Annotated in this window: 2 protein-coding genes; both read right to left on the bottom strand. The window is 63.7% G+C overall.

The annotated features are described in order from the left end of the window. On the bottom strand, positions 1 to 1,632 hold a 1,632-nt coding region (locus EOA24_RS36080; protein WP_133374820.1), incomplete at its 3' end, for a cytochrome P450. A gap of 117 nt (positions 1,633 to 1,749) precedes the next feature. After that, the coding region (locus tag EOA24_RS36075) for a hypothetical protein (protein ID WP_133374819.1) at positions 1,750 to 1,934 on the bottom strand (185 nt) is incomplete at its 5' end.

Below are 1,934 nucleotides of genomic sequence, written 5' to 3'. Positions count from 1 at the left end.
GTCCGGGAGGCCGCAGACATCCCTGAAAATCGGCCTCAGCCGGTGACCGATCGCTTGCGCTATGGCGGCAATGACATCGTCGGTGCTGCCGTCGCCCGAGATTTCCAACACCAGCGCGCCGGTCTCGGCCCCCGATTTTTCGTCCTTGCCGGTGGGAGCGACGGCCAGGCTGGTGAAATGAATGGTGCCAACCTTGTCGAGCGCGGCGCTGATTTCGCCGATCGCCGGATTGCCGAGATCCGCGACGTTGTCGCGCACCGCATCGAGCGGCATCGGTCGGGTGATCGGGCAGACCACGGTCACCATCGACTGCTCGGCGGTGCGGCAAAGCGGCGAGCGCTCGAAATCGACCTTGAGGCTCGCCGGGTAGGCGCCGACACTGACCATCTTGCCAGCCCTGCCCCGCGCGCGGGTCAGCTTCGGCTTGCTGAACAGGGCGCGGATGCATTCCCCGATCTGAATGCGGGCGATTTCCGCGCCGATGCACAGATGGATGCCGTAACCGAAAACCATGTAGTCGCGATGCGGGCGCGAGGTGTCGAACGCGTTCGGCCGCTGCACGATCTCCGGATCGAACATCGCCGAGAGCGTCGCCGGCATGACGACCGTTCCGGCTTTGACCACGCGCTCCCGGCGGGTACCCTTGCCGATGACCGCGTCACGCCTGGTGTAGCGCCAGGGTCCGATCCAGATCGGCTTGAAGCGCATGGCTTCCATGATCGCCCGGTCGAGCTTGCCGGTATCGCCGGCGCCGAGGGCCTCATCCACGGCCTGCCGTGCATCGGTTCGCGACAGGATCACATCCAGGCAATTGCTGCCGGCAAGCACATTGGTCGGCACGAAGCCGGCGACCATGCCGAGCATGATGGAATGAATGTCGGGCAGCGACAGGCGTCCCTGGTCCATCAGCGCGACCAAGCGAGCCAGCGGCCTGTCATCCTTGTTCGCCTTTTCCCGGACCGCGGCGATCGAGCGGTCGATAATTTTGATCAGGCGATCTCCCCCGACCACGGCAAGCTGGCGCGTGGTGGGATTTGCCGTCGGATCGGAAAAGAACAGCGCGCTGAGCGCGATCGACCAGTCGGCGAATTCGGTCTCATCATCGATCTGAAGGCCGAAATAATCGCGGCAGATGCGCACCGGAACGATCTTCATCAAGCCTGCAATGGCATCGAAGCCGGGGCTGGCGCGGGTCATGATCTCGCGCGAATGGCGCTCGGCGATCGGCCTGACGGTTGCTTCGACCTCCGCCGGCGGGAACGCGCTCAGCACGGCCGACTTCATCTGCCGGTATGCGGCGCCGTCCTGCATGCCGAGAATGAAATTCGAGCCCCGGGCCAACTCGGCCATTTCCGGCCCGTAAGGCGTCTCGAACTCGTCGCCGCGCTCCAATATGTCGCGCACATCCGCGCCCTTGGTGACGAGCAGGAAATTGCCGAAGCCGGGATTCGGCCAGAAGCGGCGCAGCAGCGCCAGCAGCCAGCGCGGATCGCCGAGAAGAAAGCCGGCGATGCGCGCGGCAATGCCGCCCTTGGAACGCAGTCGATAGATGTCGAACGGCGGCATTTCGGCGACGGGACGCTGGCTCTTCTGGGCGGCCCGGACCGCGGAGAAGTACTTCAATGTGATCATGCGCGTTCAAGCCCCCCGGCTGTCCACGTCAATGCGATGCCGGCACCATCTGGCCTAGGTTTGCATCGGTCCGGCGTATGTGAATTCGTTCACAGTCATCTGTTGTCGGCCCGGCAATCATGCGGCTGACTTGGCCCGATCGAAATTGGCGATCAGGAAATTGTTCTTGGCCGGGTCAACGAACGGTATCCAGCGTATCCTCTGCTCGGAAAAGTCAGGATGCCGGGTCATGAAAATCGCAAGCTCGCGCTCTGCCTCGTCATGCCTGCCGCTTCTGATCAGGGCGCCTATCTTCAGGAACC

It is taken from the genome of Mesorhizobium sp. M2A.F.Ca.ET.039.01.1.1 (genome assembly GCF_003998035.1).
Taxonomy (GTDB): Bacteria; Pseudomonadota; Alphaproteobacteria; order Rhizobiales; family Rhizobiaceae; genus Mesorhizobium.
This window is presented reverse-complemented; position numbering and strand designations above follow the sequence as displayed.